The following is a 25,416-nucleotide window of genomic DNA, read 5'->3' as shown; positions in this document are numbered from 1 at the left end:
GGGAAGAATTTTCATATGGCAAAACAAGAAATTGGCGTTATTGGAATGGGTGTAATGGGGCGTAACCTTGCACTAAATATTGAAAGTCGCGGGCACACGGTATCGATTTTCAACCGTTCTACTGAAAAAACAAAAGCGGTTATGGAAGCAAATCCGGATAAAAAATTAGTTCCGACTTATAGTTTAGAGGAGTTTGTTGAATCTCTTGAAGTACCGCGCCGTATTTTGATTATGGTTCAAGCAGGTAATGCGACGGACATGATGATTGAAGCGGTAAAACCTTTCCTAACAGAAGGCGATATTTTAATTGATGGCGGAAATGCATTCTTTGAAGACACAATTCGTCGTAACAAAGAGTTGAGCGAAGAAGGTTTCAACTTCATTGGAACAGGCGTTTCTGGCGGAGAAGAAGGCGCACTTAAAGGCCCATCTATTATGCCTGGTGGACAAAGAAAAGCGTACGATTTAGTGGCGCCAATTTTGCGTGAAATCGCAGCTGTTGCAGACGGTGAACCGTGTGTCACTTACATTGGTCCAGATGGTGCTGGTCACTACGTTAAAATGGTGCACAACGGCATCGAATACGGCGACATGCAACTCATCGCTGAAGCCTACACGATTTTAAAAGATATTGTTGGTTTAAATCACGATGAATTAGCTGACGTTTTCGCAGAATGGAACGAAGGCGAACTAGATAGCTACTTAATTGAAATTACGAAGAACATTTTAAAAGTGCGTGACGATGAAACTGGGAAACCAATCGTTGATGTCATTTTAGATAAAGCCGGCCAAAAAGGTACTGGTAAATGGACAAGCCAAAGCGCGCTTGATTTAGGCGTACCGCTTTCGCTCATTACAGAATCTGTTTTCGCGCGTTATATTTCTGCGCTTAAAGATGAACGTAAATACGCCAGCACCATTTTAAGCGGCCCGTCTAGCTATCATTTTGATGGTGATAAGAAGGCGTTTGTTGAATCTGTACGTCGTGCTTTGTACTTCAGTAAAATCGCTTCTTATGCCCAAGGTTTTGCGCAAATGAAAGCGGCGAGCGACGAGTATGAGTGGGATCTTCAATACGGGGAAATTGCGAAAATTTTCCGCGCGGGTTGTATTATTCGTGCCCGTTTCTTACAAAAAATTACAGATGCCTACAATAATGATAAGCATTTAAGCAATCTTCTTTTAGATCCATACTTTAAAGATATTGCGCATAACTATCAAGGAGCACTTCGCGAAGTAGTTTCTGAAGCTGTAAAAGCTGGGATTCCGGTTCCAACGTTCACAGCGGCAATCAGCTATTATGATAGCTACCGTTCCGAAGTTCTACCAGCGAACTTAATCCAAGCTCAACGCGATTATTTCGGCGCTCATACGTACGAGCGTGTCGACAAACCTGGCGTGTTCCATACAGAGTGGCCAGAAGTTGATGAATAAAAATAACTAAGACACATCTCTTTTAAGAGGTGTGTTTTTTGTTTACAGCTTTTTATGGAGGCTGGTATACTTACAGCAATAAGTCTGATTTCTTAAAATCAGCTAAGATTTTATCAAAAAAGTTGTCATAAAGGGATTATTAGTTGTTTTATCTGCAAAGTTAGTTACAATAGTAATAGGTATGATGTTTTTGAAACCGAAAGAGAGGTTTTTCAGATGAGTAAAATTTTAATCGTTGAAGATGAAAAAAATTTAGCACGTTTTATCGAGCTTGAACTTCAACATGAAAACTATGAAACAAAAGTGGCTAATGATGGAAGAGCGGGGCTAGAACTTGCACTCGAAGAAGACTGGGATGCCATTTTACTTGATTTAATGTTACCGCATTTAAATGGTGTAGAAGTATGCCGACGCGTTCGTCAAGTGAAGCAAACACCAATTATAATGATAACAGCAAGAGATTCAGTTATTGACCGAGTTTCAGGACTGGATCACGGGGCAGATGATTACATCGTAAAACCATTTGCGATAGAAGAACTTCTTGCGCGCTTGCGCTCACTCCTTCGTCGCGTTGAAAATGCTGAGCAATCCTTAAAACAAACGACGCTCGAATATCGTGATTTAGTTGTAGAAAAGGAAAGCCGCATTGTTCGCCGAGGTGAGGAAGTTATCGACTTAACAAAAAGGGAGTATGAGTTACTTTTAACCTTAATGGAAAACATCAACATTGTTTTAACCAGAGAAGTGCTTTTAAATAAGGTTTGGGGTTACGAAACTGAGGTTGAAACGAACGTGGTGGACGTCTATGTCCGTTATTTGCGGAATAAAATCGATCACCCTGATGAAGAAAGCTATATTCAGACCGTTCGGGGCACAGGCTATGTGATGCGTACATGACGACGAGTAACTTTTCACTAAAGAGCCGTTCTTTAAAGTTTAAATGGACATTCGGCGCCAGTGCCGCCATTTTCCTTACATTTTTCCTGTTTTCATACGCAATTTATCAAGGCATTGGACAAATGCTTTTAAATGAAGAAGAGCAGAAAGTCGATTCGTTGTTAGCTGAAACAACAGCCAATGAAGTGCTGAAAAGCGGAAATCTTGATAATACGGATTTGCTGGTCGAAGTTTTCGATAAAAATCCGAACATCAGCCGTAAAATACAAGACCAAGTCATTGCGCTTTATGATGCAGATGGGCAATATATTCAAAAGTACTTTTTAACGGCCAGTACAAAAACGGCCAACAACGATTTTACACAATATTTTCGGCAAACGAATGAACGGGTGACAAGTAAACCCACGATTAATGGGGATAAAATGTTGATTTCACAAGGTCCAATTACATCCATAAGTGATAATTCTACTGTTATCGGTTATGTTCAAATTATTAATCCGTTAACAAGTTACAACAAAATTATGGGTAAATTGCTTGTAACGATGTTCATTCTTGGCGGGGTTGCACTATTTATTAGTGGAATGTTGGGTTATTTGCTCGCACAAAACTTCCTGAGTCCGTTAACGAAACTGGCGAAAGGAATGAATGATGTTCGCAATAATGGTTTCCAAAAACGAATTGAAACGACATCCAAGTCGCGTGACGAGATTACTGAGCTTACCGTTATTTTTAACGACATGATGACGCGAATTGAAACGAGCTTTGAGCAGCAAAAACAATTTGTGGAAGATGCCTCGCATGAACTGAGGACACCAGTGCAAATTATGGAAGGTCATTTGAAACTACTTAATCGGTGGGGGAAAAGTGATCCAGAGGTGTTAGACGAATCATTAAATGCTTCGCTAACCGAACTCAACCGAATGAAACGCTTAGTGCAAGAAATGCTTGATTTATCGCGCGCTGAACAAGTTTCTCAAACAAAAGAACTTCAAATCGTCAATGTGAACGATGTTGTGGAGCAAGTAAAACGCAATTTTGAAGTCATGTATGAAGATTTTACTTTTACTTTAGACGAGAAAGAAACCGATTTACATGCGATGATTCAGCACAATCATTTGGAACAACTACTCATTATTATTATGGACAACGCTGTGAAGTATTCGGACGGAGCGAAAGAAGTGAATATGAATGTTTTCAAAGTGAAAGACAAAATTCACATTTCAATTCGCGATCACGGTGTCGGAATTTCTGCTGATGAAATTGATAAAGTATTTAATCGTTTTTACCGCGTAGATAAGGCACGCAGTCGCGAAAAAGGTGGGAACGGCTTAGGACTAGCTATCGCCAAGCAGCTAGTTGAAGGCTATTTAGGAACCATTAACGCAAAAAGCGAAGAAGATAAAGGCACAGAAATTACCATCACGTTACCTGTTATTCAAAAAGAAGAAGCTGAGGTAACTAAATAAAAAAAAGCTGGGGTTATAACGCCCCAGCTTCTTTTTATTGTTGTTTCTTTTGTTCCTCGACAATTTTTTCGAATTCGCGTTCTTCTTTCGCCATTTCTTTAACTTCTGGATGTTTGTTCATATAAAGTTTTTTCGTAAGTAAAGTTTGACCAGCTAAGAAAATCCCACCGACAGCCCAGTACAAAGCAAGTGCAGAAGGCGCTGAAAACGAAATAAATAAAATCATCGCAGGGGATAGTAATCCCATGATACGCATTTGTTTTTTCTGTTCAGGAGTATAACCAATCATTGAAATAAAATATTGACCAAGATAGACGAGCCCGGCTATAATAGCTAGAATCGTGTCTGGTGAGCCCAAATTAAACCATAAGAAAGTGTGGCTTGCGATTTCTTCTGATCCACGAATAGCATAGTAAAACGCCATTAAAATCGGCATTTGAATGAGAAGTGGCAAACAACCCATTTGCATCGGATTAATATCATATTTTTTATAGACGGTCATCATTTCTTGTTGAATTTTTGATTGTTCTTCTTTTGTTGCCGCACGTTTTAAGCGCGCTTGAATATCATCAATTTCAGGTTTCGCAACAGCCATTTTGGACTGCATGGACATTTGTGCTTTCGCTGTACGCAAGTTTAGCGGCATGATAATGGCACGGATAATAAGAGTTGTAATAATGATAGAAATCCCGTAATTATCGTTAAAGAATGATGCCACAAACTGAATAAACCAAACAAGTGGTGCAATTAAATACGTATAGAAAAAGCCGTCCTGATTTTGTGATGGATCCATGCTACATCCAGAAAGGACGAGTAGCGCCACCGCAAGCATGCTAATGAGTATAATTTTTTTCTTCTTCACTGTTCTTATTTCCTCCTAAAAGTTCATTCTGCTTGAAAGATTAAGAACGATGGCTTTCTTCGTCATCGGACTGACTTTTTTTCAAAGTAGCAACAATCCAATTAACGACGAAACTAACATGCTCATTGACCATTTCTATTCGCCTATCAATCGTTAAATGAGAAACATGGATTGCTTCAGCGCGCGATAACATTTTAGGTTTAAACAGTGTGATAACTGGCCAAAAACGAAATAGCGCAAGCATAAGTAAAAATGTCACAGTAAGTGATACATACTCTGGCTCTGAAAACATTTGAACAAGAATTGTCACGACGCGCATCAGCTCCTTTCCCGGTTCATTCCTTAACTATAATTCAAATAGTACTGGAATTCAAGCCCTCATTTTAGTAAACGATATCAAAAGTTTTCGTTTCAGGAACAGGAGCGCCTTTGTAGATGAAAACTTCTTGAATGCGCGCACTAGGCGAGGGGCCTTTTTTTACAGCCTCAATAAATTTTTCAAGCTTGTCACTTTCCGCACGCGCCGCAATTTCAACAGAACCATCATCTAAATTTTTTACAGTCCCGCAAACATCATATTTATAGGCCACATGTTTTGTCGTATAGCGAAAGCCAACACCTTGCACAAAGCCAGTAACGCGAATAATTGCTGTTTCAATTGCCATCCTGATACACACCCTTCATTTATCCTTTACATCTTAGTTTAGCGCTTTTTCTCCCGAGTTTCAAAAATTTACTTTCCGCAGTCCAATTGCTATAATTTAACTATTCTGTAGTGTGGGAGATGTTTTCAAATGACTGAATGGAAAGTGCTTTTAACAACAGGTGACTACGAACCATGGTGGTTTTTTGAAGAATGGGAAGAAAATATCGTTTCAAGTTTTACTTTTGAGAAGAAAGAAGAAGCCTTCTCAAAATATCGCGAAATCGCCCAACAACTCATTTTAGATTATCCGCATCAAGCTTTAAAAAAAGACGTTCTCTTCGCAGCTTGGAATGAAGATGAGATTGCCTACTGCGAGGACTGTGAGGACGATATTCAGACATTTCACGGTTTAATTTTAATGGAGAATAATGCCGTTTACACCCCGACAGAAGGGGAAAAAGCAAAATGGTTTAGCGAGATTAGCCCGTTTGAAGTCAAGTTTTCAAATGAAGAAAGTGGGGAAGAAATTGGATAAAAAAGAAGCGCTGCTTAGAGAACGCAGAAAAGACGAACATGTGACGCTTGCTTTAAAAAACTATGAGCGAACGGAATATGTTTTTCGAGATTTACAAATCTTAGGAACGTCACTTCCTCGCTTAGACGTACAAGACGTTTCACTACAAACACAATTTGCAGGGCACACGTTTGATGTCCCTTTCTATATTAACGCTATGACAGGTGGCAGTGCACACACGAAAAATATCAATCAAGATTTAGCCGAAATCGCACGTGAAGCCGGCCTTGCGATGGCTGTCGGTTCACAGTCTGCTGCTCTTTCAAATCCGGATTTAATTCCCACCTATGAAATTGTCAGGAAGACACACCCAAACGGCATTTTATTTGCAAATGTAAGCCCGGAAGTTTCCGTTGAAAAAGCGAAGCGTGCCATCGAAATGTTAGAAGCAAATATATTACAAATTCATATTAATCCGGCGCAAGAGCTCGTGATGCGTGAAGGCGACCGTCATTTTGCGCACTGGGCAGATGCGATAAAAAAATATACGGAACAAATAAATATCCCGATTATCGTCAAAGAAGTCGGTTTTGGTATGCGCTTTGAAACGGTTCGGCTTTTAAAAGAACTTGGGGTTCAAACTGTGGATCTTGGCGGACGTGGTGGAACTAATTTTGCAGAAATTGAAAATGACCGAAGACGAGATCAAGGTTATGATTTTATGCAAGAGTGGGGGTTAACAACGGCAGAGTCTTTGCTTGATGTTAAGCGACCAGAGTTTAGCGACATGGAATTTATCGCGTCGGGAGGAATCAAAACGCCACTTGATATGATGAAAAGTTTTATTTTAGGTGCAAAAGCTGCTGGTATCGCTGGCCTTGTTCTTCATTCTTTGAAAAAAGAAGGGAAGGGGGCAACTATTCAGAAGCTGAGACTTTTTAAAGAAAATTTGGCGGCTCTATTCGTGCTTGCTGACGCTAAAAATATGCTTGAAATTTCTGACACGCCGCTCATTGTGAAGGGTGAGTTGCAAGATTTTTGTATGGCACGAGGAATTGATTTTCAGAAGTTGGCAAAATAAAAAGCAAAAATGCAAAGACGCATTTTTGCTTTTTCCATTTAACGAATGGATTTTGATAACGTTTCGCCAATTGCAAGAAGGCGAGTTTCTAGGTCTTCTTGAGAAAGGTGGTTATTTTTTACATAGAGGTTTTCAGGATGAACGCGGCATTCATGAGAACAACTGTGCAAATATTTTTCATCATTTTCTTCTAAAGCAAGAATTTGCTTGTTGCAATAAGGATTCGCGCAGTTAATATAGCGTTCGCACGGTGTCCCGTCAAAATGGTCACGGCCAACAACTCGGTGTTCAACACGGTTGATAGGTACAGAAATACGTTCATCAAACACATACATCATGCCTTCCCATAAATCGCCTTTTGTATTTTCGTTTTTGCCGTATGTGGCAATACCGCCGTGGAGTTGCGAAACGTCTTCAAATCCTGCCGTTTTCAGCCAGCCAGAAAATTTTTCACAACGAATTCCGCCTGTACAGTAAGTAACGATTTTTTTACCATCAAATTGTTCGCGATTTTCTTCTACCCATTCTGGTAAGTCGCGGAATGCTTTAATATCTGGACGAATGGCACCGCGAAAGTGTCCCAAATCAAATTCATAATCATTTCTTGCATCTAGGACAACCGTGTCTGGATCTTTTAGAGCTTCGCGAAATTCTTCAGGTGCCATGTAGTTTCCCGTTACTTCGAGAGGGTTTACATCATCTTCTAAATGAAGCGATACAATTTCCGTACGAGGCCGGACATGCATTTTTTTAAAGGCATGTTTGTCGGTTTCATCTATTTTAAAAACCATATCCTGGAAGCGAGCGTCGGCATGCATATGCTCCATATATTGCTTGGCAGCTTCTTTTGTGCCTGAAACTGTTCCGTTAATCCCTTCGGTCGCTACTAAAATTCTTCCTTTTAATCCAATTTCTTTACAAAAAGCACTATGCTGTTTTGCAAATGTTTCAGGATCATCAATTGTCGTGTATTTGTAGTATAACAACACTTGATAGTCACTCATTTTTTATCACCCTTATTTTATTAATTTATTATGTGAAAAGATACGCATTGTTATGCTATTCTCCACAAGTTGCGCACCTTTTATCTTACTATAAGTAAGGAGAATTCGGCAAGTGTAAAAGTACTTCACCAAATGAAGTTTCTATACAACTTAAAAGTGGCTATGCTATACTAAAAAGAGATAAAATGCGGAAAACAGGAAGTGATGGCTTTGCAAGTAAACTCGGATTTTTTAGAAGAACAAGCATTACGAGAAGTGAAGATTCGTAGGCGTAAAAAAATAAAGTGGCTGTTCTATAAAATTTTTATTATTACTGTCGGCGCAATATTAATGGGTGTCGGCCTTGAACTTTTCCTCGTAAATAATCAAATTTTAGATGGTGGCGTAGTGGGGATTTCCATTATTATCTCGCAACTTTCGCCGCTTCCTCTAGGTATATTAACCTTTGTTTTAAATATTCCTTTCTTTATTCTCGGTTACCGGCATATTGGTAAAGTATTTGCTTTATTCACATTGTATGGCATTGCGGTCATGTCTATTGTGACACTTTTACTGCATGATTTTGAACCTGTAACAGATGATTTACTGCTCGCAACTGTTTTTGGCGGTGTGACGCTTGGACTAGGCGTGGGACTTGTAATTCGTAACGGAGGGGCGCTTGACGGGACGGAAATTGTTTCCATCATCATTAATGGTAAAACGCCTTTTTCTACAGGACAAATCATTATGGTCATCAATATTATTATTTTTTGTGTAGCAGGATTTGCTTTTAATTGGGATAGAGCGATGTATTCTCTCATTACATACTTTTTAGCGTATAAAGTCATTGATATTGTCATTCAAGGAATGGACGAATCAAAAAGTGCTTTTATTATCAGCAAGTACTATGAAGAAATTGGGCTTGAAATTATGGAGCAAATTGGCAAAAGTGTGACCTATCTTGATTCTACTGGCGGTTATTCAGGCCATACGGGCAAAGTGATTTTTGTTATTATTTCTCGGTTTGAAGAAGTCAAATTAAAAGCGATTTTAGACGACATTGATCCAGAGGCCTTTTTGGCAGTTGGCGGAAGTATGTCAGAAGTCCGCGGCGGTAAAATGAGACCGAAACGGACGCCGCATTTATAAAATGCACTGAACTCTGACAAACAGCAAATTTCGGATTTCTGGCCTCGGGGAAACTGTTAGTTCAATGCACGCAAATTCTCTCGTTCATTGTCTGTGGAAGGTGTGCTTGCGTTTTATTTTGAAGTTTTCTATAGTCTACTACACATATCTTTTGAACTTGTTTGCTCAAAAAGGTACAATGAACAAATAAATTGTTTTGAAGAGGAGTGCAGAATGGAAGTAGACAGAAACCAAGACATTAATCATTTATTAACACGAAAAATGATTGATAATCGGACCATTTTAATATACGGCGAAATTAATCAAGATTTAGCCAAAGAAGTTTTTAGTCAGTTGTTGCTTTTAGAATCTTTGAATGATAATCCGATTACAATCTTTATTAATAGCCTAGGTGGCCATATTGAAGCAGGAGATACAATTCATGATATGATACGTTTTGTCAAACCGGAAGTCCGTATTATCGGCACTGGCTGGGTGGCTAGTCCAGGCATCACAATTTATTTAGCAGCTAAAAAGAAAAATCGTTTTAGCTTGCCGAACACGCATTACATGATTCATCAGCCTCTTGGTGGGGGGCAAGGTCAAAATAGCGAAATCGAAATTGAAGCGCGTGAAATTATTAGAATGCGTGAACGAATTAACCGTATGATTAGCGAAGCAACTGGACAACCGCTTGACAAAATTGCAAAAGACACCAATCGTAATTTTTGGCTTTCTGCTAATGCAGCGATTGAATACGGCATTGTCAATAAAATTATTCAAAGTGGTGCCGAATTGTAACAAGAAAACCGCGACTTTTCCATTAAGTGTTGCGGTTTTTTACGTACATTTGTTTGGTAAATAGGACTTTTGAATGAGTCAAGCGAAGTTGAAATATGTTATAATAAAGCAGGATTTTCATGAGAAACTGAGAATAAGGTGGGGAAAATATTGGCAACTCAAAAGAAAAAAACGGCGACGCGCAAACGAACAAATTCGCGTTCAAAGAAAAAAAATAATCCTATTTTTCGTTTCGAAATTACAGGTCTTATTTTAATTGCATTAGGACTCGTTGGTATATTCAAATTAGGGTTTATCGGCCAACACGTCTACGCGCTCGGCGAACTATTAGTTGGCTCGCTTAGCTATGGCCTGCTAATTGGCCTTGTTATTCTCGGTGGCTATTTGATGATTAAACGCGTGCGACCGAAAATGTTTTCGAAAAGACTCATTGGCATTTACTTAATATTTATCGGACTCGCAACCCTTTTACATATGACTTTTATCGCGCAAAACCTTCCAGCAGACAGAGCGTTTTTGGAATATTCTTGGGAAGTTGCGTTCACAAACCTCATTCACCCAAGCACTGTCCTAACCGTTGGGGGCGGAATGATTGGGGCTTTCGTGTCCTCGATTACTTATTTTCTCGTGTCTAAAGTAGGAACAAATATAATCGGACTTATTCTTGTCTTCGTAGGTTTGTGTTTTGCCTCTGGAGTTCCGCTTGCTGTTGTGAAAGAAAAAGTCAAACAAGCGGTAACTTTCGTTGTCCAAAAATGCAAAGCTTGGAATGAAAAAAGCAAAGAAAGAAAAGCTGAGCGCGAGCAAAAACAGCTAGCAAAAGAAAATGAATTACCAAAAGAACTAGCTGAGGAACCTAAAAAAGAAAACGTCGAAGAAAAATTGCCACCGATTATTTCTAATTTCAGCCAAAATCAAGCTCCAGAACCTGTTGTAGAAACTATCGCGGAGGAGAAAAAAGAGGAAGTTGTTCAAGCTGAATTGAAATTTGAACAAGAGTCTTTTGAAAATGAAATCTATCAATTGCCTCCTCTTGATTTATTGGTAGAAGCTAAGCCGACCGATCAATCTGCGGAGTATGACCAAATTAAAGCGAATGCTAGGAAACTGGAAGAAACATTTGAAAGTTTCGGTGTAAAGGCGAAAATAACACAGGTGCATTTAGGACCCGCTGTTACCAAATATGAAGTGCAACCCGCAGTTGGTGTGAAAGTAAGCCGAATTGTTTCGCTAAACGACGATATTGCGCTTGCCCTTGCAGCGAAAGATATCCGTATCGAGGCACCAATTCCAGGGAAATCGGCTATTGGTATTGAAGTTGCCAACCAAAATGTGGCAGTCGTCACATTGCGTGAAGTGCTTGAGAATAACAGCCAAAATAAACCTGAAGATAAACTCCAAATTGCGCTCGGGCGTGATATTTCCGGCGAGGCAACGTTAGCCCATTTAAACAAAATGCCTCATCTACTCGTTGCAGGTTCAACAGGTAGCGGGAAATCAGTTTGTATTAATGGCATCATCACAAGTATTTTACTCCGTGCCAAGCCGCATGAAGTGAAAATGATGATGATTGACCCTAAAATGGTCGAGCTAAATGTATATAATGGCATTCCACACTTATTAGCACCTGTCGTAACCAATCCGAAAAAAGCGGCACAAGCCTTGCAAAAAGTAGTCGCTGAAATGGAACGACGCTATGATTTGTTCTCACGTACTGGGACACGAAACATGGAAGGATATAATGAACATGTTCGCCGCCATAACGAAGAAAATGAAGAAAAACAAGCAGAATTGCCATTTATTGTCGTCATTGTCGATGAGCTTGCTGATTTAATGATGGTTGCTTCAAATGATGTGGAAGATGCCATTACGAGACTCGCTCAAATGGCGCGTGCCGCTGGTATCCACCTCATTATTGCTACGCAACGTCCTTCTGTAGATGTCATAACGGGTGTAATTAAAGCAAATATTCCTTCACGCATTGCTTTTGCGGTTTCTAGCGCAACGGATTCGCGAACAATTCTAGACATGGGAGGCGCTGAGAAGTTACTAGGCCGTGGTGATATGTTGTTCTTACCTGTAGGTTCAAGTAAGCCAACACGTGTACAAGGTGCGTTTTTATCCGATGAAGAAGTAGAAAAAGTGGTGAATTTCGTGATTGCGCAACAAAAAGCGCAGTATAACGAAGAAATGATTCCAGATGATGTGCCTGATGTAGCAGAAGAAAGTGAAGATGAACTTTACAATGAAGCCGTCCAGCTTGTCATAGAGATGCAAACCGCTTCTGTTTCGATGTTACAACGGAAATTCAGAATTGGCTATAACCGGGCTGCTAGACTCGTTGACGAGATGGAGCAACGCGGAGTAGTCGGTCCACATGAAGGTAGTAAACCCCGCCGAGTGAACGTTGAACGAATTGAAGGGGAAGAATAATAACGAAAACCAGCTCATTTTTTGAACTGGTTTTTCTTTAGAAATAAATGTAAACGCTTACTAAGTGAACGGGTTTAGAATAAAAATAAATTTTCGGAATTTACTTGTATTTAAAAAATGTGACTTTCATTGTTTATTTCTAAGGCAGAACATGGTATATTAAAAACAGTTAGAGGTATACGTTTACAAAGAATTTTCGTTTTTAGCAAAAAGGGAACTTACATATCCTAAAAAGATACGAATGTTCGTAGTAAACCGTTAAATCTAGCTGACATTTTATCTCTTGGGAGGGGTTTGCAGGTGAAAAAGCGTACATTTGCTTTAGCACTAACAACAGTTTTAGCTTCTGCTTTAGTTTTGGGAGCTTGTGGTTCGAATGATTCGGATAGTAAAAGCGGAGGTAGCAAAGATAGTGATAAAAACTTCACTGTTGCTATGGTTACTGATACTGGCGGTGTAGATGATCGTTCATTTAACCAATCAGCTTGGGAAGGTCTTCAAGCGTTCGGTAAAGATAACGACATGAAAAAAGGTACAGATGGCTATAACTACTTGCAATCTGCATCTGAAGCTGATTACAAAACAAACTTAAACACAGCTGTTCGTTCTGATTATGATTTAATTTTCGGTATTGGTTACAAATTAAAAGAAGCGATTGAAACAGTTTCTAAGCAAAATCCAGATAATCACTTTGCTATTGTCGATGATAACATTGATGATCGTGATAATGTTGTAAGTATCGGATTTAAAGACAATGACGGATCTTTCTTAGTTGGTGTAGTAGCTGGACTTACTACGAAGACTGATAAAGTTGGTTTTGTCGGCGGTGTTAAGGGTGAAGTTATTGACCGTTTTGAAGCTGGTTTCACTGAAGGTGTAAAAGCTGTAAATCCTGATGCGAAAATTGATGTTCAATATGCAAATGATTTTGCAAAAGCAGATAAAGGACAACAAATTGCTTCGACAATGTATTCAAGCGGCGTAGATGTTATCTTCCATGCTGCTGGCGGCACTGGTAACGGTGTGTTTGCAGAAGCGAAAAACTTGAAGAAAAAAGATCCTAGCCGTGCTGTTTGGGTAATCGGTGTTGACCGTGACCAATGGGACGAAGGAAAAGTTAAAGCAAACGATGGTAAAGAGTACAATGTTACTTTAACTTCTGAAATTAAACGTGTTGATATCGCTGTTAAAGACTTATCTACTCGTGCTAAAGCAGGGGATTTCCCTGGCGGCGAGAAAATCGAATATGGTTTAGATAAGGATGCTGTTGGACTATCTCCACATCAAGAAAATATTTCTGCTGATATTCTGAAAAAAGTTGACGAATATAAGCAAAAAATTGTTGATGGTGAAATTAAAGTTCCAGAAAAACCGTGATGAAATAAAGACTGGCAAGGCCGCCTCCACTGGCGGCCTGTCATTCAATTTCTAAATGAAACCGCTTTCTAGTGATAGGTAAACCCTTTTACTAAGAAACCCAAAAGATATTTTTGTTTTTTTATAAATTATGATTGCATTGGAAAGCAAATAGAAATAAAATAAAGTGATGCCTTTTTTATTGATACTAGGATTTATCGTACATACATATTTTTACAGAAAAGTGCATTGATATAAACGGATAAAAAACTCGAGAATCGCTTTTAGACTGATCGGGGAGAGGCGGCGTCTTTCGTGAGAAATGCGCGAGTGGCTGTTTTTCCGTTTTGAAGAAGCGGATAAAGGGAGTGAGAATGTGGATTATGTTATTGAAATGTTAGGAATCAGAAAGGAGTTTTCTGGATTTGTAGCTAACGATAACATTACCTTACAGTTAAAGCAGGGAGAGATCCATGCTTTGTTAGGTGAAAATGGCGCAGGAAAGTCGACACTAATGAACGTACTATTCGGTTTGTATGAACCAGATGGTGGTGAAATTCGCGTAAGAGGTCAAAAAGAAGATATTCATAGCCCAAATAAAGCTAATGATCTCGGTATTGGAATGGTCCACCAACACTTTATGCTTGTCGACAAATTCACAGTGGCAGAAAATATTATTTTAGGTAAAGAACCTAATAAATTTGGCGTCATTGAACAGAAAAAGGCCATTCAAGAAATTCAAGAAATTTCTGATCGTTATGGTTTACGTGTAGATCCGCATGCCGTTGTACGAGATATCTCAATTGGAATGCAGCAACGTGTTGAAATTCTAAAAACACTTTATCGTGGTGCAGATATTTTAATTTTTGATGAACCAACAGCGGTGCTTACGCCGCAAGAAATTAAAGAGCTCATTCAAATTATGCGCGCTTTAATTAAAGAAGGGAAATCGATTATTTTAATTACGCACAAATTAAAAGAAATTATGGATGTATGTGACCGTGTCACTGTTATTCGACGTGGTAAAGGAATGGGAACTGTTAATGTTTCCGAAACAAATCCACAAGAACTAGCGAATATGATGGTTGGTCGTGAAGTCGTCTTTACAACGGAGAAAAAACCAGCTACTCCCGGTAAAGATGTTCTTGAAGTGAAAGACTTAGTAGTAAAAGAAGCACGAGGCGTTGAAAGCGTCCGTGGTTTAAACTTGTCTGTTCGTGCAGGAGAAATTGTTGGGATTGCTGGTGTAGATGGAAATGGACAAAGTGAATTGATTCAAGCCATTAGCGGTTTGACAAAAGTTTCGGCAGGCACGATTAAATTAAACGGACAATCTATTGAAAACAATAAACCGCGTAAAATTACAGAATCTGGGTTAGGACATATTCCAGAGGATCGCCATAAACATGGTTTAGTGCTCGAGATGAGTTTAGGCGAAAATATTGCGCTTCAAACGTATTATAAGAAACCAATCTCAAGTAAAGGCTTTTTAAATCATAAAGCGATGTATGATTTTGCGCGTGGTTTAATTGAAGAATATGATGTGCGCGCAAGTAGCGAATACGTGGCAGCAAAAGCCCTTTCAGGGGGGAATCAACAAAAAGCGATTATAGCTCGGGAAGTAAGTCGCGACCCTGATTTTCTTATTGCGGCTCAACCAACACGTGGGTTAGATGTTGGGGCAATCGAGTTTATTCACCGTCGCTTGATTGAGCAGCGCGATAAAGGAAAAGCGGTTCTTTTAATGTCGTTTGAACTTGATGAAATTATGAATGTGAGTGACCGAATCGCGGTTATTTACGAAGGCAAAATCGTAGCTATCGTGAAGCCAGAAGAAACAACGGAACAAGAACTAGGACTCTTAATGGCTGGCTCGAAAGTAAAGGCAGAAACGGAGGAAGAAGTTCATGAGTAAAGTCAAAAGTATGTTAAATGCACTTGTTATTCCCGTGACTGCCGTTATTTTGGGACTCATCTCCGGAGCTATCATCATGCTTGTTTTTGGCTATGATCCAATTGCTGGTTATTCCGCTCTGATTGACGGCGTTGTCGGTCAACCTTACTACATTGGTGAAACCATTCGTCAATCGACGCCTTACATTTTAGTCGGGCTTTCAGTAGCGGTTGCGTTTAAAGCAGGGCTTTTCAATATCGGAGCAGAAGGGCAAATGCTTATGGGCTGGCTAGGATCGATTATCGTCGCGCTACAATTTGACGGCTTAACGAAATGGATTCATTTGCCACTAGCCGTTATTGCCGGTATCCTTTTTGGCGCATTTTGGGCGTTCATTCCAGGGATATTAAAAGCAACTTTGCGCGTAAATGAAGTTATTGTAACTATCATGCTTAACTATACGGCGCTTTATATTTTCAACTATGTCGTTCAAAATCTCTTAACCGATGGGCTTGATAAAACCAAAACTGTTGGCGAAAGTGCTTCGCTACAATCCGCGTTCTTGCAAGAAATCACACAATATTCGACCTTGCACTGGGGGATTTTAATTGCACTTGGCTTCGCTTTAATTATTTGGCTGATGCTAAATAAAACAACATTTGGTTATGAAATTGAAGCAGTTGGTTTTAACGAAAACGCTTCCCAGTATGCCGGAATGAGCGTTAAGAAAACAATCGTTATGTCAATGGTCATTGCAGGTGGTCTAGCAGGACTTGGCGGCGTTATGGAAGGCCTTGGTACATATGGAAATGCATACGTCCTGAGTGCCTCGCCTGGTATCGGCTTTGACGGAATCGCCGTAGCCCTACTCGGCGGAAGCTCTCCGATTGGAATTATCTTCGCGGCTTTACTATTTGGTGCCCTTAAAATTGGTGCGCTCAATATGCCAGCTGTTGCAGGAGTTCCAAATGAATTAGTTAATGTCATCATCGCCCTTATTATTTTCTTTGTAGCATCTAGTTATATCATTCGTTGGACGATGGCGAAATTTAAGAAAGGGGCGAAAGCAGAATGACTGCGATTTTAGCAACGATAGTTTCCAGTACGTTACTCATGGCAGGACCACTAATTTTCACAGCACTTGGCGGCGTTTATTCTGAACGAGGCGGTGTCGTTAACATCGGGCTAGAAGGTATGATGGTCATGGGTGCATTCTCGGCAATCGTCTTTAACCTTACTTTTCAAGATGTCTTTGGTGCGTTAACTCCGTGGATATCACTAATTGCAGCGATGCTTGTTGGTGGGATATTTTCCCTTGTCCATGCAGTTGCAACGATTAATTTCCGTGCTGATCATGTTATTTCGGGTGTAGCGATTAACTTTTTAGCTACAGGACTTTCACTTTTTCTCGTAAAAGTCATTTATGATAAAGGTCAAACGGATCAAATCACCTATTATTTTGGGAAACCGGATATTCCTGGTTTAAAAGATATTCCATTTATTGGTGAAATTTTCTTCATGAATGTGCCAGTTATGAGTTATGTGGCGATTTTATTCGCAATACTCTCTTGGTTCATCATTTATAAAACACGTTTTGGACTTCGTCTTCGTTCGGTTGGGGAGCATCCGCTTGCGGCTGACACGATGGGGATAAAAGTACGCTTCATGCGTTATCAAGGTGTGATTATTTCTGGTATTTTAGGTGGCCTAGGTGGTGCTGTATACGCACAGTCCTTTACGTTAGACTTCGGTCATGCAACAATTTCAGGACAAGGTTACATGGCGCTAGCTGCCATGATCTTTGGTAAATGGAATCCGCTTGGTGCAATGGGCGCTGCTATTTTCTTTGGATTTGCACAATGTCTTGCCATCACGGGAGGCTCATTGCCATTCTTCAAAGAAATCCCAGATATCTATTTACAAATTGCACCTTACGTCTTAACAATCTTGGCACTTGTCGGCTTCATTGGTAAAGCAGAAGCGCCAAAAGCAGACGGCATCAATTACATTAAAGGAAAATAATACCCTTATAAATATGCGCACAAGCTGAGCCTCTGCATTTTGCAGAGGCTCAGCTTTTAGAATTGTACTTCCGCAGCAGTTACGCTAAAATGAGGGGTAGGGTAAAATCGGAAGGAGCCTTCAATATGGATTATTATCAAGAAAAATTAGGAACAATACATACAACATTTATTCAAACGGGAAAATTTAAATCAAATCGTATTGTATTTAAGTTTCGTTCGCCGTTAAAACGTGAAACAATTACGAAACGATCGCTTCTTGCTATGATGCTTGAAACGAATAATGCTACATATAAAACGCAAACGACCTTTAGGCGGCGGCTTGCTTATTTGTACGGCGCCAATTTTTTTACTTCGGTCGAGAAAAAAGGCAATGAGCATATCATTACGGCTGTCTTAGATATGGTGGACGGGCAGCTTGTGCCAGAAGGAGAACAACTTTTAGCCGATGCGTTTGCTTTTTTAAACGAAGTGTTTTTCAACCCAAATGTGTCTGAAAAAGCTTTTGATGTAGAAACGTTTGCTCGGGAAAAAGTGAACTTGAAGAGTCGACTTGAGAGCGTTTATGACGATAAAATTCGTTATGCGAATATGCGCCTTATCGAGGAAATGTTCGCAGATGACGTTTTTCAATATCCGGCTGCGGGCATTCTTTCAGAGCTTGAGGGTATCACCGCAGAAAATCTTTATTCTTATTATCAAGAATTTCTTCGCGAAGATACGATTGAACTGTTCATATGTGGTAATTTGTCACGTGATGAAGTAGCTCCTTTTGTGAAAAAATTAGGTTTTAGTGAACGCGAAATGAAAGAGCTAACGGTTGTCCCGTCAAAACCAGCAACTGCTGAACGTTTGATTACCGAAAACCAACCCATCAACCAAGCAAAGCTCGTGTTAGGCTACCATACGGGCGTTTTATTCGGTGACCCTGATTTTGTCCCACTGCAAATTGCAAACGGCTTATTGGGTGGCTACGCGAATTCGAAAATTTTTATCAATGTCCGTGAAAAAGCGAGTCTGGCGTATTATGCCTCTAGCCGAGTAGATTCCTTTAAAGGATTTATGCTCATTTCAGCAGGCATTGACGAAAAAAATCGCGAACAAGCAATGACGATTATTAAAGAACAAGTCGCCGCAATGAAAGCTGGAGATTTTACGGAAGAAGAGCTTGAGCAAACAAAAGAATTGTATATCAACCAATTGCTTGAAACAAGTGACGGCGCCCAAGGACTAATTGAGCTGGCGTATAGTAACGTGCTTAAAAAGAGCGATTTAACGCTTGAAAATTGGATCCGAAAAATTAGAGCGACGACAAAAGCAGAAGTTGTTGCCGCGATACAAAAAATTCAAGAAGATACGATTTATTTCTTGGAGAAAGGTGAGTGAGTTTGATGGAAAAAATCGATTTTAAACAAGTTGGCGAAAGCGTTTATCATGAACAGCTTGATAATGGTTTGAAAGTGTACTTGCTGCCCAAAAAAGGATTCAGTAAAACATTTGCGATTTTTACAACGAATTACGGTTCGATTGATAATACCTTTGTTCCACTTGGCGAAACGGAAATGAAACATGTTCCAGACGGTATTGCTCACTTTTTAGAGCATAAGATGTTTGAAAAAGAGGAAGGCGATATCTTCTTTAAATTCGGGGAAAAAGGGGCTTTTACAAATGCCTTTACATCTTTTACTAGAACCGCTTACCTGTTTTCGGGGACATCAAACATTCCGGAAAACTTAGAAACACTACTTAATTTTGTACAAGAACCTTACTTTACAAAAGAAACGGTTGAGAAGGAAAAAGGAATTATCGGTCAGGAAATTCGAATGTATGACGATGATGCTGACTTTCGCGCTTATTTCGGCGTAATTGAAAATATGTATAAAGAGCATCCAGTTAAAATTGACATTGCGGGAACGGTTGAATCCATCGCGGAAATCGACAAAGATTTGCTATATCTTTGCTACCACACGTTTTATCATCCAAGCAATATGGTGTTATTTGTTGTCGGACAACTTGAGCCAGAGGAAATGATGGCAGACATTCGTAAAAATCAAAGTGAAAAATCGTTTGCTCCGCCAGCTGAAATAAAACGTTCTTTCCCGAACGAACAAAAACAAGTGGCTATGAAGCATAGAAATGTATCATTTCCTGTGCAAGTAGCGAAAGTTTTAGTGGGCGTGAAAGAGGATATCGGGTTATTGCGTGGTTTTGAAGCAGTTAAACATGAAATGACGGCGGATATTGCGCTAGAAATTTTATTTGGAACAACATCAGAAAACTATTTAAACCTTTACAATGCGGGCGTCATTGATGACACATTTGGGTTTGATTATTCGCTACAAGACAGCTTTTCGTTTGTGATTATTGGTGGGGATGCCGAGGACCCTGATGCACAGTCAAAAGCGATTCAAGACGCTATTTTTAAAAGCGCCAAAGAAGGTGTATCAGCAGAAACGATAGAACTTGTTAAGCGTAAAAAAATCGGGCAATTTTTGAGATCGCTTAATTCACCTGAATTTATTGCCAATCAGTTTAGTCAATATATTTTAGAAGATGCCTCATTATTTGATATTCCAGAAGCACTTGAAGCGGTGACTAAATCGGACATTGATTCTTTTATCCAATCTCTGGCTGATGAGGATAAAATTACAACTTTCACCCTTTTACCTGAACAAAATTAAAGAAAAGTATAAAATCTCAAGTTTTTATGAGCAAACTCAACGAAAAAATGGTATTATAAACGAAGTCATGCTATTATGAATTTAATAGGTTTTCAGGGAGTTTTAAAATGGATAAAACATATAAATATGCTTTTATAACTGGAGCAAGTGGTGAAATTGGACAAGCAATTGCGAGGCGTCTTGCAAAGGATGGTTTCCATCTTTATTTGCATTATCACAAGAATTTCGAAAGTATTAAAGAAATTATGGCTGAATTTGCTAATTCGCAAGTCGATATTTTTCCAATCCAAGCTGATTTTAGAAATCCTGAAAGTTTAATAAACATTGTGGACTCCATTTTTCAACTTGATGTTTTTGTTCATGCTGCTGGGGAATCTGAATATACACTTTTTATGGATAGTTCAGATGCATCATTGAAACATCTTTATCAAATACATGTTGAAATGCCGCTCCGCTTAGTTCGCACTTTTTTACCCAAAATACAAAAGAGCGAGTGTGGCAAAATTCTTTTTATAAGTTCTATTTGGGGAGAAGTTGGAGCAGCAATGGAAGTTGTATACTCAACAATGAAAGGTGCACAGCTTGCTTTTGTAAAAGCGTTAAGCAAAGAAATAGCGTATACTGGAACGACCGTCAATGCGATTACACCAGGCGCTGTAGATACGACGATGCTAGAGCGTTTTTCTGAAAGTGAAAAGGCTGACTTAAAGCAGGAAATTCCGTTAGGACGACTTGCTACACCTGTTGATGTTGCAAATGCCGCTTCTTATTTGCTGAGTGATGAAAATAATTATATTACTGGACAGACTCTGGGTGTTAATGGTGGCTGGAACATGTGATAGATAAATTAAGATTTAATATGGTAGGTGTTTTATATTGACTGATTTAGGCGACAAACTGAAAGCTGCACGTCGAGAAAAAGGACTCAGTTTGGATGATTTACAGCAAATTACTAAAATTCAAAAAAGATATTTAGTTGCAATTGAAGAGGGCAACTATTCGGTTATGCCTGGTAAATTTTATACGCGTGCTTTTATTAAACAATATGCGGAAGCAGTCGATTTAGACAGCGCAGAATTATTTACTGAATTCGAATCGGAAGTTCCTTATTCGCAACAAGAAGTGGTGAACCAAGAGCAAAGTAGGGCACAAAAAAAGGCGGCGCCACTTACAACGCATTCTGTTGGCGGGTCTGCTTCAACGCGAAATCGTTTTTTTGATATTTTACCAAAAGTGCTTATTGCGCTCTTTATCCTGTTTATTCTCTTTATTATTTGGTATTTTGTTTTTGCCAATAAATCAAATGATGATCAGGTGACTTCGACGAACGATAATCAAACGGTTAAAGTTCAGGACGATACCGGTTCTTCGACAAAAAAATCAACTAATAGTGATGATGAGGCGAAGAAAAAAGAAGAAGAGCAAAAAGCTGCTGATGCTAAGAAGAAAGAAGAAGAAGCGAAAAAAGAGGAAGACAAACAAGTTACGATTACAAAAGGTGAAACACAAGGTAATGCAACAACGTATACAGTCGCAAATGCGGATAAGCTAACGATTGAATTATCAGCATCTGGTGGCGATAGCTGGGTAGGCGTTTCTACAGAAGCAGGCGCTAACATTTATAACGGTATTTTAAAAGACGGGGAAAAGAGTGAAGCCATTGATGGTGGTGAAAACAAAACCATTTCGATTGTTGTTGGTAATGCCCCTGTAACTACTGTTAAAATAAACGGCGAAACGCTCGAACTTGCACCAACGCTAGTGAAGCAAGTATTAACTGTGACACTTCAAGACAATAGTGATGACAGTACAAATAGTTCAACGACATCTAATTAGTAACATAAAAGAGGTATAGGTGATTGCTTGCCTATACTTTCTTTATGAATAATAGTAAAAGATGGGAGATGGAAGAATGAATTTACCTAATAAACTCACGGTGGCACGTATTATTTTAATTCCGATTTTTGTCATTATTTGTGTTGTGCCATTTTCATGGGGAAATGTTGAATGGTTGGATTCTACAATTCCTGTAACAAGTTTAATTGCGACAATCATTTTTGTTGTTGCGGCACTAACGGATTGGTTTGATGGGCACCTAGCTCGGAAATACAATCTCATTACCAATTTTGGTAAATTTGCGGATCCAATGGCGGACAAACTACTTGTTACAGCGGCATTCATCATTTTGGTCGAAATGAATATCGCGCCAGCTTGGATTGTCATTTTAATTATTAGCCGTGAACTTGCCGTAACAGGCTTGCGTTTACTTCTTGTTGAGGGAGGCGAAGTGCTTGCTGCTGGGCAACTTGGAAAAATAAAAACATTTACGCAGATGATTGCAATTCCGTTAATGTTTTTAGACAATTTCCCATTTGCTTGGACGGGAATTCGCGTCGATATGATTTTCCTATATGTCTGCGCATTTTTCGCAGTTTGGTCGGGAATCGACTATTTTTATAAAAATCGTGGAGTTTTCAAAGGCTCTATGTAACAAACAGAAATACTTCAGCCAAGCAATTTTTGGAGGAAGTATTTTGTTTTTTCTCGTTAAATTAAAAGGGGTGTGGATATGGTACGTGCAGAAATCATTGCGGTCGGAACAGAAATTTTAATGGGTCAAATTGTAAACTCAAACGCCGCTTTTTTATCCAAAGAGTTAGCGAATGTTGGCATTTTTGTTTATCATCATACGGTGGTAGGAGATAATCCTGAGCGCCTTCATGAAGTCATTACGATTGCTGAGAAGCGGAGTGACCTCCTTATTTTTACTGGCGGCTTAGGGCCAACGCAAGACGATTTGACGAAACAAGTTTTAGCGAGTCATCTTCATAAAAATTTGGTGGAGGATGCGTTTCATCTAGATAAAATAACGAACTACTTTGCCGCAAGCAAGCGGGCGATGACGGAAAACAATAAATTGCAGGCGCTAGTCATTGAAGGTTCCACTGTCTTACAAAATGACTTTGGGTTTGCAGCGGGCATGTTTTTCGAGTTGGAAAACAAAAATTATATGCTCCTGCCTGGACCTCCGTCAGAAATGAAGCCAATGTTTCAGCAGTATGCGAAACCGCTCCTCAAAAGTTCACTAGGGGAAGCAGTTCATTTAGAGTCGAAAATAATGCATTTTTTCGGTATCGGCGAGTCAAAACTAGCTGCTGATTTACATGATTTAATTGAGAAGCAGACGAACCCGACTATCGCAACATATGCAACGGATAATGAAGTTGAAATTCGAATTACAGCTTCAGCCGCAACAAAAGAAGAAGCGAATAAATTACTTTTCGAAACGGAGCAGGAAATTTTAAAACGAGATGGTGAATTTTTATATGGTTACGGTGAGGCGTCCCTTGCAGATGTAGTCATTTCGAAGTTGTTAAAAGAAAAAATAACGATTTCTGCGGCCGAAAGTTTAACGGCAGGGCTTTTTCAAGCTGAATTAGGAGCTACAACAGGTATATCGGATATTTTTAAAGGCGGTATGGTGACGTATAGCACTGAAATGAAAAAGGATGTTCTTGGTGTTTCAGAAAATATTATTGCTGAACACGGCGTAGTAAGTTCAGAATGTGCGAAAGCGATGGCTGAAAATATACGCAAGCTGTGTGATGCAAAAATGGGAATTAGTTTTACTGGCGTAGCTGGACCAGGTGAATTAGATGGACACTTACCAGGAACAGTTTTTATTGGCCTTAGTGTTGCAGGCTTCAAAACGGAAACATATTCTTTTGTTTTTGGGCGAGATCGGAATCATAATCGAAATCGTGCGGTAAAACAAGGATTTCAAATTATTAATCACTTTTTAGCGGAAAAGATGGGTTTTTGATTAAGGCGAAAAGGCTGTGAAGTACTGTAAAAAGTAAGAAACGGCGCTGAAAAAAGAGTTGGACGAACAGCTATAGCACGCGTTATAATACTTGTGTGAGAATGTTAAAAAGCGATTTTTAAAAAATGCGAATAAATGTTCGCTTTTTGCTTGATTCTTAATTTGAAATAAGGTATAGTTACTTTAGGAATTTAAATTAAGAGAATTTCAAATTGAGAAATATGACTAAGAGAGATATATAGAGGAGGCAATAACGTGAACGATCGTCAAGCTGCTTTAGACCAAGCTTTAAAATCCATTGAAAAACAATTTGGTAAAGGTTCTATTATGAAATTAGGTGAACATAGTGACCAAAATATTTCCACTGTTTCAAGCGGCTCATTAGCTCTTGATATTGCTTTAGGCGTCGGTGGGTATCCTAGAGGAAGAATTATTGAAACTTACGGGCCAGAAAGTTCTGGTAAAACGACCGTTGCCCTTCATGCCATTGCTGAAGTGCAAAAACAAGGTGGAACAGCTGCCTTTATTGATGCTGAACATGCTTTAGATCCAACATATGCGAAAAATTTAGGTGTCAATATCGATGAATTATTGCTTTCACAACCAGATACAGGTGAACAAGCGCTTGAAATTGCAGAAGCACTTGTAAGAAGTGGCGCAGTAGATATGTTAGTTATTGACTCCGTTGCTGCATTAGTTCCACGCGCGGAAATTGAAGGGGAGATGGGGGACGCCCATGTAGGTCTTCAAGCTCGTTTGATGTCGCAAGCTTTGCGTAAATTATCAGGTGTTATTAATAAATCCAAAACCATTGCGATTTTCATCAACCAGATTCGTGAAAAAGTTGGTGTAATGTTTGGTAATCCAGAAACAACGCCAGGTGGACGTGCATTGAAATTCTATTCGACAATTCGTTTAGAAGTTCGTCGCGCTGAACAGTTGAAACAAGGAACCGAAGTGATTGGGAATAAAACGAAAATTAAAGTCGTTAAAAACAAGGTGGCACCACCATTCCGAGTGGCTGAAGTAGATATCATGTACGGGGAAGGAATTTCTCGTGAAGGTGAACTTGTTGATATGGCTTCTGAAGTAGATGTAATCAATAAGAGCGGTTCATGGTACTCCTACAATGAGGAACGTATTGGTCAAGGTCGTGAAAACGCGAAACAATTCTTAAAAGAGCATCCAGAAATTCGGGATGAAATTTCAACGCGTGTTCGTGCGGAGTATGGCATTGACGCGAGTTCAGAACAAGCTAATACACCAGATGCAGATGAAGAATTTAGTCTTTTAGAAGACGAATAAAATAAAAGTAAAGCCTAGTTTATAGTTGAATATAAACTAGGCTTTTTGTATAAAACAGGCGAAAAGGTATTTTTTCTCGTATTATTCTGCC

22 protein-coding genes and 1 pseudogene are annotated in these 25,416 nt (G+C 39.3%); 19 read left to right on the top strand and 4 right to left on the bottom strand.

The window, feature by feature from the left end:
- Positions 1-15 precede the first annotated feature (15 nt).
- From gndA to CFT42_RS07580, 3 genes are all read left to right on the top strand, one after another.
- Complete coding sequence (gene gndA, locus CFT42_RS07590) at positions 16-1,434, top strand: NADP-dependent phosphogluconate dehydrogenase (RefSeq protein WP_088809982.1); 1,419 nt, start codon at positions 16-18, stop codon at positions 1,432-1,434.
- A 216-nt stretch (positions 1,435-1,650) separates the two neighbouring features.
- Positions 1,651-2,331: a response regulator transcription factor gene (locus tag CFT42_RS07585; protein ID WP_088809984.1), complete on the top strand. Its 681-nt coding sequence runs from the start codon at positions 1,651-1,653 to the stop codon at positions 2,329-2,331.
- On the top strand, positions 2,328-3,797 hold the full coding sequence (locus CFT42_RS07580; RefSeq protein WP_088809986.1) for a HAMP domain-containing sensor histidine kinase: 1,470 nt from the start codon (positions 2,328-2,330) through the stop codon (positions 3,795-3,797). Before CFT42_RS07585 ends, CFT42_RS07580 begins: the two co-directional genes overlap by 4 nt.
- A gap of 34 nt (positions 3,798-3,831) precedes the next feature.
- Here CFT42_RS07580 and yidC read toward each other — a convergent pair whose 3' ends face one another.
- The 3 genes from yidC to CFT42_RS07565 all read right to left on the bottom strand — a co-directional run bounded on the left by yidC (position 3,832) and on the right by CFT42_RS07565 (position 5,324).
- A complete protein-coding gene (yidC, locus tag CFT42_RS07575; protein WP_088809987.1) occupies positions 3,832-4,659 on the bottom strand; it encodes a membrane protein insertase YidC in 828 nt (275 codons plus the stop codon).
- Between the two features lie 40 nt (positions 4,660-4,699).
- Complete coding sequence (locus CFT42_RS07570) at positions 4,700-4,969, bottom strand: hypothetical protein (RefSeq protein WP_088810046.1); 270 nt, start codon at positions 4,967-4,969, stop codon at positions 4,700-4,702.
- A gap of 73 nt (positions 4,970-5,042) precedes the next feature.
- Positions 5,043-5,324, bottom strand: a complete 282-nt coding sequence (locus CFT42_RS07565; RefSeq protein WP_088809989.1) for an acylphosphatase — start codon at positions 5,322-5,324, stop codon at positions 5,043-5,045.
- 129 nt (positions 5,325-5,453) lie between these two features.
- Here CFT42_RS07565 and CFT42_RS07560 point away from each other — a divergent pair, with 129 nt between their 5' ends.
- Both CFT42_RS07560 and fni read left to right on the top strand, forming a co-directional pair.
- The gene (locus CFT42_RS07560; RefSeq protein ID WP_088815829.1) at positions 5,454-5,840 is read left to right on the top strand and encodes a DUF1033 family protein; all 387 of its coding nucleotides are present in this window, start codon (positions 5,454-5,456) and stop codon (positions 5,838-5,840) included.
- Entirely contained in the window at positions 5,833-6,900 is a 1,068-nt protein-coding gene (gene fni, locus CFT42_RS07555) for a type 2 isopentenyl-diphosphate Delta-isomerase (protein WP_088815828.1), read from the top strand. Before CFT42_RS07560 ends, fni begins: the two co-directional genes overlap by 8 nt.
- Before the next feature lie 38 nt (positions 6,901-6,938).
- Here the strand turns inward: fni and trhO are convergent, their stop codons facing one another.
- Entirely contained in the window at positions 6,939-7,904 is a 966-nt protein-coding gene (gene trhO / locus CFT42_RS07550) for an oxygen-dependent tRNA uridine(34) hydroxylase TrhO (RefSeq protein ID WP_088815826.1), read from the bottom strand.
- Positions 7,905-8,105: 201 nt separating this feature from the next.
- On the opposite strand from trhO, the gene CFT42_RS07545 reads away from it, so the two are divergent.
- The 14 genes and pseudogenes from CFT42_RS07545 (at position 8,106) to recA (ending at position 25,325) form a co-directional block, all read left to right on the top strand.
- Entirely contained in the window at positions 8,106-9,032 is a 927-nt protein-coding gene (locus tag CFT42_RS07545) for a YitT family protein (protein WP_088809994.1), read from the top strand.
- 213 nt (positions 9,033-9,245) lie between these two features.
- Positions 9,246-9,812 carry an ATP-dependent Clp protease proteolytic subunit gene (locus tag CFT42_RS07540; protein WP_088809996.1) on the top strand — a complete coding sequence of 189 codons (567 nt, stop codon included), beginning with the start codon at positions 9,246-9,248 and terminating at the stop codon, positions 9,810-9,812.
- Between the two features lie 150 nt (positions 9,813-9,962).
- Positions 9,963-12,245: an FtsK/SpoIIIE family DNA translocase gene (locus CFT42_RS07535; RefSeq protein ID WP_088815824.1), complete on the top strand. Its 2,283-nt coding sequence runs from the start codon at positions 9,963-9,965 to the stop codon at positions 12,243-12,245.
- Positions 12,246-12,545: 300 nt separating this feature from the next.
- Positions 12,546-13,622 carry a BMP family lipoprotein gene (locus CFT42_RS07530; protein WP_088809999.1) on the top strand — a complete coding sequence of 359 codons (1,077 nt, stop codon included), beginning with the start codon at positions 12,546-12,548 and terminating at the stop codon, positions 13,620-13,622.
- Between the two features lie 355 nt (positions 13,623-13,977).
- Complete coding sequence (locus tag CFT42_RS07525; RefSeq protein ID WP_088810047.1) at positions 13,978-15,516, top strand: ABC transporter ATP-binding protein; 1,539 nt, start codon at positions 13,978-13,980, stop codon at positions 15,514-15,516.
- A gap of 10 nt (positions 15,517-15,526) precedes the next feature.
- Positions 15,527-16,570 (top strand): ABC transporter permease, encoded by a 1,044-nt coding sequence (locus CFT42_RS07520; protein ID WP_088810048.1) that lies wholly within the window; start codon positions 15,527-15,529, stop codon positions 16,568-16,570.
- Positions 16,567-17,517, top strand: a complete 951-nt coding sequence (locus CFT42_RS07515) for an ABC transporter permease (protein ID WP_088810000.1) — start codon at positions 16,567-16,569, stop codon at positions 17,515-17,517. Before CFT42_RS07520 ends, CFT42_RS07515 begins: the two co-directional genes overlap by 4 nt.
- A gap of 125 nt (positions 17,518-17,642) precedes the next feature.
- Positions 17,643-18,927 (top strand): annotated as a pseudogene (yfmF, locus tag CFT42_RS07510) (EF-P 5-aminopentanol modification-associated protein YfmF).
- Positions 18,908-20,197 (top strand): EF-P 5-aminopentanol modification-associated protein YfmH, encoded by a 1,290-nt coding sequence (yfmH, locus tag CFT42_RS07505; RefSeq protein ID WP_088810004.1) that lies wholly within the window; start codon positions 18,908-18,910, stop codon positions 20,195-20,197. Before yfmF ends, yfmH begins: the two are co-directional and overlap by 20 nt.
- A gap of 107 nt (positions 20,198-20,304) precedes the next feature.
- Positions 20,305-21,036 (top strand): elongation factor P 5-aminopentanone reductase, encoded by a 732-nt coding sequence (ymfI, locus tag CFT42_RS07500; protein ID WP_088810005.1) that lies wholly within the window; start codon positions 20,305-20,307, stop codon positions 21,034-21,036.
- A 37-nt stretch (positions 21,037-21,073) separates the two neighbouring features.
- Positions 21,074-22,033: a helix-turn-helix domain-containing protein gene (locus CFT42_RS07495; RefSeq protein ID WP_088810007.1), complete on the top strand. Its 960-nt coding sequence runs from the start codon at positions 21,074-21,076 to the stop codon at positions 22,031-22,033.
- Positions 22,034-22,109: 76 nt separating this feature from the next.
- Entirely contained in the window at positions 22,110-22,688 is a 579-nt protein-coding gene (gene pgsA / locus CFT42_RS07490) for a CDP-diacylglycerol--glycerol-3-phosphate 3-phosphatidyltransferase (RefSeq protein ID WP_088810008.1), read from the top strand.
- Between the two features lie 78 nt (positions 22,689-22,766).
- On the top strand, positions 22,767-24,020 hold the full coding sequence (locus CFT42_RS07485) for a competence/damage-inducible protein A (protein WP_088810010.1): 1,254 nt from the start codon (positions 22,767-22,769) through the stop codon (positions 24,018-24,020).
- Between the two features lie 255 nt (positions 24,021-24,275).
- Complete coding sequence (recA, locus tag CFT42_RS07480; RefSeq protein ID WP_088815823.1) at positions 24,276-25,325, top strand: recombinase RecA; 1,050 nt, start codon at positions 24,276-24,278, stop codon at positions 25,323-25,325.
- Positions 25,326-25,416: the final 91 nt, after the last annotated feature.

Source organism: Listeria goaensis (assembly GCF_900186125.1).
Taxonomy (GTDB): domain Bacteria; phylum Bacillota; class Bacilli; order Lactobacillales; family Listeriaceae; genus Listeria; species Listeria goaensis.
The sequence above is the reverse complement of the archived record's forward strand: the minus strand, read 5'-3'. Positions and strand labels throughout refer to the sequence as shown.